This window comes from Acinetobacter rudis (assembly GCF_000829675.1).
In the GTDB taxonomy this organism is placed as follows: Bacteria; Pseudomonadota; Gammaproteobacteria; order Pseudomonadales; family Moraxellaceae; genus Acinetobacter; species Acinetobacter rudis.
Genome location: NZ_BBRX01000124.1, coordinates 1 through 4,343, shown reverse-complemented (window position 1 = coordinate 4,343; position 4,343 = coordinate 1). Strand labels below are relative to the sequence as shown.

The window sequence follows — 4,343 nt, the reverse complement described above, 5'->3', positions numbered from 1 at the left end:
CAAAGATGGTCCAAGTATTACAGCTGGTGGCATTAATGCTGGCGACAAAGTGATTAGCAATGTTGCTGATGGTAAAAATGGCAAAGACGCTGTTAACGTTGATCAGTTGACTAAAGCTGGTGAAAATCTCACTGTGAAAGGCCTAGACTTTGCAGGTAATACAGGTGAATTCCACCGTGATTTGGGTCAAAAAGTAACAATCAAAGGTACTGGTGCTAAAGAGGATACTGAGTATTCTGCAAACAACATCAAAACTATGGTTGATGCTGATGGCAACCTTGTTATTGCGATGGACAAAAACCTCAATGCTGATAGCTTGGCGTTAAATGGCAAAGACGGTAAAGATGGCGTTTCCATCACAAGTGGTCAAGGTGCTGCTGGTCTAAATGGTACAGATGGTACAACACGTATTATCTATCAAACTGAAGATGGCAAGACTCAAGAAGTTGCGACTTTAAATGACGGCCTTAAATTTGTAGGTAACGACGGTAAAGTCATCGCGAAGAAACTCAATGAACAATTGGGTGTTGTTGGTGGTATGACTGACATGACTGCTACTGCAGCAAGTTCTGAAAACATCCGTACTGTTCAAAATGACAAAGGTGAGCTTGAAGTTCAATTGTCTAAGAAGTTAACAGGCTTAGAGTCGGTTGCTGTTGGTGATACAACAATCAACAATGCTGGTTTAACCATTAAAAATGGTCCAAGCATCACAGCTGGCGGTATTAATGCTGGTAACAAAGTGATTAGCAATGTTGCTGCGGGTAAAGATGGCAAAGACGCTGTTAACGTTGATCAGTTGAACCAAGTTGCTGCCGCATCTCAGACTGAAGTGAAAGAAGGCAAAAACGTTAAAGTAACCACGAAAGTGAATGAAGATGGCAGTAAAGAATTTACTGTAGCAACTGACACTGTGGTGGACTTTGACAAAGTGACTGTTGGTTCTGTGACGATTGATAAGAAAACCAATGACATCACTGGCTTGAGCAATACCAAGTTAGGCGCTGCTGATTTTGCAAGCAAAGGCCGTGCGGCGACTGAGGAGCAACTTAATTATGCACAAAATAATTTTGTGACGATCCTTGGTGGTAATGCTGTTAACAAAGGTGGCAATGTTTCAACCACGAATATTGGTAACACGGGTAAAGATAATATCCACGATGCAATTTCTTCAATCAACGATAAGGCAAATAATGCCAATCAAGGTTGGAACTTAACTGCAAATGGTAAAGATCAAAGCACTGTGAAACCAGGTGATACGGTTGATTTCAAAAACACTGATGGCAACGTCAATATCAGTAAAGATGGAAATAACGTCAACGTTGATTTAGCTAAAGACATCGATCTTGGTAAAGATGGCAGCATCAAAACTGGTGATACAACCATTAATAATGATGGCTTAGTGATTGCTGGTGGTCCAAGTGTGACTAAAGATGGTATTGATGCGGGTGATAAAAAAGTTACTGGCGTAGCTGATGGCGAAATCGCTAAAGGCTCTAAAGATGCTGTGAATGGTGGTCAGTTACATGACGCGCTTGAAAACATTAATCAAAATGTGACTGAAGCGAAATCAACAGTTTCGGCTGGTGAAAACATCTCTGTGAAGAAAACTCAAAACAAAGATGGTAGTACTAACTATGAAGTGGCAACTAAAGATGATGTGAACTTCAAAAATGTCAACACAGACAATATCAATGTGGGTGGTGTAGTTATCAATAAAGATAAAGGCATTCACGCAGGTGATAAGCAAGTGACTGGCGTTGCAGATGGTGCAATCAACAAAGACTCTAAAGATGCTGTTAATGGTAGTCAGTTGAATACAACCAATACCAATGTAAGTAACTATCTTGGTGGTGGTGCGAAGTTTGAAGATGGTAAATGGACTGGTCCAACTTACAATGTGAATAACTCAAGTTATAACAATGTGGGTGATGCACTCCAAGCCTTGGATGACCGTAGTACTCAGTTGAATAACAAGGTGGATAACTTATTCCAAACTACGAACCAACGTATTGATAACGTTGAAAAACGTGCAAACGCGGGTATCGCTGCTGCCATGGCGCTTGAAACGGCTCCATATGTTGCAGGTAAATGGTCATATGCAGCAGCTGCTGCTCACCATGGTGGTGAAAATGCAGTAGGTGTGACTTTGCGTAAGACTGCTGACAATGGCCGTTGGTCATTGACAGGTGGTATTGCCGCAGCATCTGAAGGTGATCCAAGCTTCCGTATTGGTATCAGTGGTGTAATTGACTAATACACAATCGATGAATGTCCAGGAAGGCTGAAATATTGGCCTTCCGTTTCAATTTAATTTTAGAGATTCAATCAAATATGAAAAGCATTGTTAAAAGCTTCGTCGGTGGTGTATTGCTTGTAGCCGCTGCATCTACTTATGCCGAAGTTGAACCAGTTCAAACTCAAGAAGAAGTAACATTTCCTGAAATTGAGCGTAGTTATTTAGACCAAGTAAACCGTTATGAATATGCTGATGTTGCACGTTTAGCAACAGGCTTAACTAAAGATCAGTTCCGACATGTATTGGGTAATCCACATTTTAGTGAAGGTCTATTCTTTGTTAAGACTTGGAATTACGTTTTAGATATTCGCAAACCGAACACTCAAGAATATAAGCGTTGTCAATTGCGTATTGATTTTGACAAAAATCGTTTATCTGAACGTTTGAGTTGGAAAGGCGAAGCTTGTGAAGATTTTATGTTGCGATCTGAACCTGTACCAGCTGCATTAGTACCAGCTGCTCCTGTAGCAGTAAATGCAGCTCGTAATGCCAATGTGATTTTTGACTTCGATCGTTTCGATGCACAGTCTATCGTATTGGGTTCACAGTCTATTGAGACGATTGTTAGTAATATCAATGCAACTACATCGAATGAGACTGTTGTTGTAACGGGATATACGGATCGTCTGGGTAATGTCGGATATAACCAAAAACTTTCAGAAAAACGTGCAGTAACAGTGGCAAACCTTTTGGTTGCAGCGGGTATTCCAGCTGAACGTATTCGTGTGGAAGCTAAAGGTAAAACTGAACGATACCAGTTCTGTGAAGTTACAGCGCGTACTCAAATGCTTCAGTGTTTATCACCAAACCGTCGTGTGAACGTAAATTGGTAATTTTTTAGCCAGAAAAAATTTTAATTTATGAGTAAATAGTCAGCGCAAACTCTAAATTAAAATAAGAGGCCATCTTATCCTAGGATAGGGTGGCTTTTTTTGTATGTTATATAAATAGTTTTAATAATTTATCAGGTTGGGGTTGTGGTGTGTTGCAAACGCACTAAGACACTGAACTAGGTGCAACTGAAATGTACAAATTTTATATAAGTGTTTATTTATACTAAATAATTTAATTATAAGCTCTATAACCTAAAGTTAAGAATTTTAAATATTTTTTTTCTTTCTTAACACCATTTTTCAATATATAGATTACTTGTTTTTTTGTATGAGTAAAAATGTATAAATTAATATTATTAATTAACACTTAAATAAGTTGTTGATTGGCTATAAATACTTAACTTACTCATATTTGACAAGTAAATATGTGTAAAACATCAATATTTGTCCCGAAAAGATATGTTTTTTTTGAAAAAATTATAAATAATGTTGAAAAATTTAAGCTACAACGATCATGATTATATTTAGAGTGTTGGGATTATTATTGGTGTCGAGTTCTACTCAGGCTACATTAACTACATATTATATTGATCCGGCTCGAACCTTAGCCTCGATACAGGTTGAACAATTCGGTTTTACTGCACAACCCGTAACTTTTAATGGAATACAGGGAACCTTATATTTTGATTATAAAAATGCAAAAAACTCTTCAGTTTATGTTGAAATTCCTGTTAAAAATATAAGTACTCAGATTAATCAATTGGATCGTAAGTTGCTGCAAAGAAATTGGCTTTATGCCAATAAATATCCCAATATTATATTTAAGAGTCTTCAAGTAACGAGTAATGACAATAAGAACTATAAGATATTAGGTAATCTCACAATTAAAGGTGTAACGAGAGCAGTGCAGTTAGATGCTGTCTTATTTAAACGGGCGGTACATCCGATTATTGGTGCGCCTGTAATTGGTTTTAGTGGGCAAACTCAAATAAAACGTTCGGATTTTGGTTTGCCACAGCTTCTCGCCAATGTGAATGATCAAATGTTCATTCACATCCGAGCCGAGGCAATTGTTGCAAAATAGCGTGATAGGTAAATGACAAAAGCAAAGCCTAATCTATATGGCTTTGCTATTGATGGAATTTAATAATTATTTTGTTGAATTGACCAGATCATCGGGATCATCCATTTAATTTTATTGTTTATATTAT

The 4,343-nt window shown here is 37.7% G+C and carries 3 protein-coding genes; all 3 read left to right on the top strand.

The genetic code is table 11. The annotated features are described in order from the left end of the window. Window positions 1-2,257 (top strand): YadA-like family protein (locus tag Aru01_RS17960; protein WP_042111751.1); only part of this gene is annotated, 2,257 nt, incomplete at its 5' end. 77 nt (window positions 2,258-2,334) lie between these two features. After that, a complete protein-coding gene (gene tpgA / locus Aru01_RS17955; protein WP_040331301.1) occupies window positions 2,335-3,132 on the top strand; it encodes a trimeric autotransporter adhesin/peptidogylcan-associated protein TpgA in 798 nt (265 codons plus the stop codon). A gap of 514 nt (window positions 3,133-3,646) precedes the next feature. Then, window positions 3,647-4,216, top strand: a complete 570-nt coding sequence (locus Aru01_RS17950; protein ID WP_016656479.1) for a YceI family protein — start codon at window positions 3,647-3,649, stop codon at window positions 4,214-4,216. Window positions 4,217-4,343 lie beyond the last annotated feature (127 nt).

Bases quoted from the DNA above. Each gene is read 5' to 3' on its own strand.
- tpgA (WP_040331301.1), top strand. From the start codon at position 2,335: ATGAAAAGCATTGTTAAAAGCTTCGTCGGTGGTGTATTGCTTGTAGCC.
- Aru01_RS17950 (WP_016656479.1), top strand. From the start codon at position 3,647: ATGATTATATTTAGAGTGTTGGGATTATTATTGGTGTCGAGTTCTACT.